This is a genomic window from Rugamonas rubra, assembly GCF_900114705.1.
Lineage (GTDB): Bacteria > Pseudomonadota > Gammaproteobacteria > Burkholderiales > Burkholderiaceae_D > Rugamonas > Rugamonas rubra.
Map to the genome: position 1 here is coordinate 1 of NZ_FOTW01000064.1, position 3,090 is coordinate 3,090.

At 60.1% G+C, this 3,090-nt stretch carries 5 protein-coding genes; 1 reads left to right on the forward strand and 4 read right to left on the reverse strand.

The window, feature by feature from the left end:
* Positions 1–534: 534 nt before the first annotated feature.
* Both BM252_RS30755 and BM252_RS29645 read right to left on the reverse strand, forming a co-directional pair.
* Positions 535–735 (reverse strand): hypothetical protein, encoded by a 201-nt coding sequence (locus BM252_RS30755; protein WP_139236830.1) that lies wholly within the window; start codon positions 733–735, stop codon positions 535–537.
* A 192-nt stretch (positions 736–927) separates the two neighbouring features.
* Positions 928–1,536 carry a DUF1579 domain-containing protein gene (locus BM252_RS29645; protein WP_174900733.1) on the reverse strand — a complete coding sequence of 203 codons (609 nt, stop codon included), beginning with the start codon at positions 1,534–1,536 and terminating at the stop codon, positions 928–930.
* 201 nt (positions 1,537–1,737) lie between these two features.
* Here BM252_RS29645 and BM252_RS29650 point away from each other — a divergent pair, with 201 nt between their 5' ends.
* A complete protein-coding gene (locus BM252_RS29650; protein ID WP_093391369.1) occupies positions 1,738–2,439 on the forward strand; it encodes a DUF6058 family natural product biosynthesis protein in 702 nt (233 codons plus the stop codon).
* Positions 2,440–2,531: 92 nt separating this feature from the next.
* On the opposite strand, the gene BM252_RS29655 is transcribed toward BM252_RS29650, so the two are convergent.
* The gene (locus tag BM252_RS29655) at positions 2,532–2,840 is read right to left on the reverse strand and encodes a helix-turn-helix domain-containing protein (protein WP_093391370.1); all 309 of its coding nucleotides are present in this window, start codon (positions 2,838–2,840) and stop codon (positions 2,532–2,534) included.
* The gene (locus tag BM252_RS29660) at positions 2,833–3,030 is read right to left on the reverse strand and encodes a type II toxin-antitoxin system RelE/ParE family toxin (RefSeq protein ID WP_093391372.1); all 198 of its coding nucleotides are present in this window, start codon (positions 3,028–3,030) and stop codon (positions 2,833–2,835) included. The genes BM252_RS29655 and BM252_RS29660 overlap by 8 nt, the downstream gene beginning before the upstream one ends.
* Between the last annotated feature and the right edge of the window lie 60 nt (positions 3,031–3,090).

Here is a 3,090-nt window from a genome sequence, read left to right on the forward strand (position 1 = left end):
GGTGTCCAGTTTGGTTTGGAACGGGTGTCCAGTTTGCGCTGGAACGACTGTCCAGTTTGCGGCGGAACAGGTGTCCAGTTTGCGTGGAATACGCAACCAAGGCGCGTCGTGAAACCGGAAGATCGAACTAAAGCGGCCAGTCGCACGGTCCAACCTGTGTTTCGTAATTTTGAGAACGTAAAACGACGGGAGCTACAAGTGCAGCGAGGAACAAGCTGCCGAAGTAGCTCGCTATCCACCCGAAATCCCGACCTACCGCCGAGATGGCTTCAGACTGGCTTGTTGGCGCGGACGACAGCAGCTTCAGAAGTACTGCGGGCTCGAAGCGCTGGGAACATAAGAAAAAGGAGAGGAACAACCACAGAAGGTGCGCGAATAACGCACACAGTATTGCGTCAGCAGCGACGCGACCGAATGGAGAGAAGTCGAGCGAAGTCCGCTCTGCCAATTAAAAGCGAGCGCGAAAAATGAATCCGGGAAGCAATAACAAAAATGCGACAAGTGCGGGGAGGGCGATATTCATCCAAGATGAAACTATGCCGTTTTTGCTTTGGGCACCAGCACCGCCGTAACGGAACCTCCACTCTTACGTTGGATTCCGATAACCTCGTTTAGCGGCTGGCGCTGCGCCGAAGCAGAATCGAGACGCTTGGCGATCATGAACCGCCGAAGCTGATCTCTCGCCTTGGGGTCAGCGAGCAATTCCGAAGCGAGCTGGCTTTTGAGTGCTTTCATACGCCTACTATGCCACAAGACGGCAAATAGCGCAGCAAAGCTTGATTGACTCCGGTTGACTAGCGAGAAAGAGCTTCGTCGTCCATGCCGCCTCCAGAAATGTCCGCGAGATCAGCCATGTTGAGTTTGCCGGCACCTCCATCGCGTCGCCGTATTTGCCGAGGCAGGGCTGGCACGCCCGCTTCGAAACGCCTACTTCCTGCGGGTGTAGCTGATCTCCATCCACTTCACGTTCTTGCCGGCGGCGTCCGGCCCCCACATTTCCAGCGTGTGGTGGTCGTTGTCGGCGATGTTGACCGTCATGGTGTACTTGCCGCTCTTGCCCGTCACCGGGTCCGTCATCGCGCTGGTCGACTTGAGCACCTTGCCGCTCATGCTGCCGGTGCTCGTCATCATCGCCGTGCCCATGGTGTCCATCCAGGAGCCGACGTAGCGCTTGTTGACATTGTCGTAGCCCTGGTAGCCGATGCCGGTGAACGGCTGGCCCATGAAGGTGCCGCTGTAATCCTCCTGCAGAAAGCGGTTGCCGAGTACCCACTTGCGCACCGAGGTGGCGCTGGACTCCTCGGGCGGTTTGGACGGGTCCATCCAGGAGCGCGACTTGGCGTCGAAGCTGCCGGCCAGCGGCTCCAACTTCTTGTGCGCCTCGCCGGGCGTCCCCGCCTTGGCCATCGCCTCCATCGCCGCCTTCTCGTCCGGCGGCGCGGCGGCCTTCTTGGTTTTGTCTGCGGCCGGCGCGGCGGCCGCAACGGCCAATCCAACAACAAGTACCAGGTGTTGCACGATGCTCGGAATCCTCATGATGCCCTCCTCGTGACCAACGGTTGTGCGGAAGGCCATTGTGGTGTTGCTCGCGCGGCGTTGTCAATCGGAGTCTGGAGCACCAGTGCCATCCCGTATTAAACTTCACGCCAGCATAAATTTGCTGTATAAAAACACAGTATAATTCTCGCCGATGCATCACTCCGCGACAAACCCGGCAACGCCAAAGAAAGCGCATTTATGACAGAACTGAACAACTATCTCGCCGAGCACTATCTAAACGAGGCGCAGCTGTCCGCCGCCACCGGGGTGGGCATGGACGAACTCGACGCGCTGATCGGCGACCGCCTGCTGCCGGCACCGTCCTATGTGGTCACCGACGCCGGCAAGCTGTGTTCCTTTGTTTTCGGCGAGATGGCGGCGCCGGGCGCCACCGCCGGCCGCTATTTCCATCCGTCGCAACTGGCGTGGCTGGCGCGGGCGCGCGAGGCACTCGCCAACCATGGCGCACAGGGCGCCGAAGCTTTTTTGCAGAAACGCTTCGCCGGCGATTTCGCCGCCGCGCTCGCCACGCTCAACCTGACGACTTGGCGCCTGCGCGACTGCTTCGACGACGCCGGCACGCCGATTGCCGAAGGCTTGCGCGCCCGCATCGACAGCGCCTGGAAGCATCTCCTGAACGGAACGTTTTCCTTGTGCGTCGCCAATCCCATTTCCGAGGCGCACATCGCCCACAAGGAGGTGTTGCAGGAAAAGCTCGCGCGGCTCAGCGAGAACGGCGGCAGGACGGCGTTCCCGCCACAGCAGTTGCCGGCGATGCACGAGTTGATCGACGCCTACGCGGCGGCGTCCATGCCGTTCTCGCCCGTCGAGTACCCGGTGAGCAGCCGCAAGCGCCTGGTCGAGGATCTGCGCGCCAAGCTCCACGCGACGGACGACTGATCGCATTGGCGCATCAAGAGTTCCCGGGACTGCGCAAGGCCAGCGCGGCGGCGGCGCCAAGAACGACCGTTCCGCCACCTCGTGCCAGCACACTATGCGCCAGAGCGGCTACAGGTATCAGGTAGTTTTTCACCGATCTCAATGCCAAATTGCTTCGCCACAAGCAGCATCTCCGCCAGTTCCGAAGAATCATTGAAGCGTAGCAAGTGTTCCAGCTGCGTTGGCGCCACGCCGGCTTGCCATGCCATCGCTTTCATCCCCGCCGAGCGCGCAACAACCCGCAATGCCGCAGCGACAAGTTTCGCGTTCCCCGTGTCGAATGCATCCGATAGAAAGACTTCGACCGTCGCCTTGCTGATCAGCACGTCAGCTGGATCATAGGGTAAAAATTCTTCAGCCATGGCTATCTCTCCATTGACGAGCCAAGCGCTTCGCCGCGCGCACATCGCGTGCCTGCGAACTCTTGTCACCACCGCACAGCAACACGACAATGGCAGCTCCCTGGCGAAGAAAGTACAGGCGATATCCGGGACCTGAGTGAATCCGCAATTCGTACACCCCTTCGCCAACGAATGCCACATCGCCAAACATTCCCTCATTGACATCCTCCCCGCCCTAAAGGACGGGGATTCCTACGGCGCCGCGTGATGA

Bases quoted from the DNA above. Each gene is read 5' to 3' on its own strand.
- BM252_RS30755 (WP_139236830.1), bottom strand. From the start codon at position 735: ATGAAAGCACTCAAAAGCCAGCTCGCTTCGGAATTGCTCGCTGACCCC.
- BM252_RS29645 (WP_174900733.1), bottom strand. From the start codon at position 1,536: ATGAGGATTCCGAGCATCGTGCAACACCTGGTACTTGTTGTTGGATTG.
- BM252_RS29650 (WP_093391369.1), top strand. From the start codon at position 1,738: ATGACAGAACTGAACAACTATCTCGCCGAGCACTATCTAAACGAGGCG.
- BM252_RS29655 (WP_093391370.1), bottom strand. From the start codon at position 2,840: ATGGCTGAAGAATTTTTACCCTATGATCCAGCTGACGTGCTGATCAGC.
- BM252_RS29660 (WP_093391372.1), bottom strand. From the start codon at position 3,030: ATGTTTGGCGATGTGGCATTCGTTGGCGAAGGGGTGTACGAATTGCGG.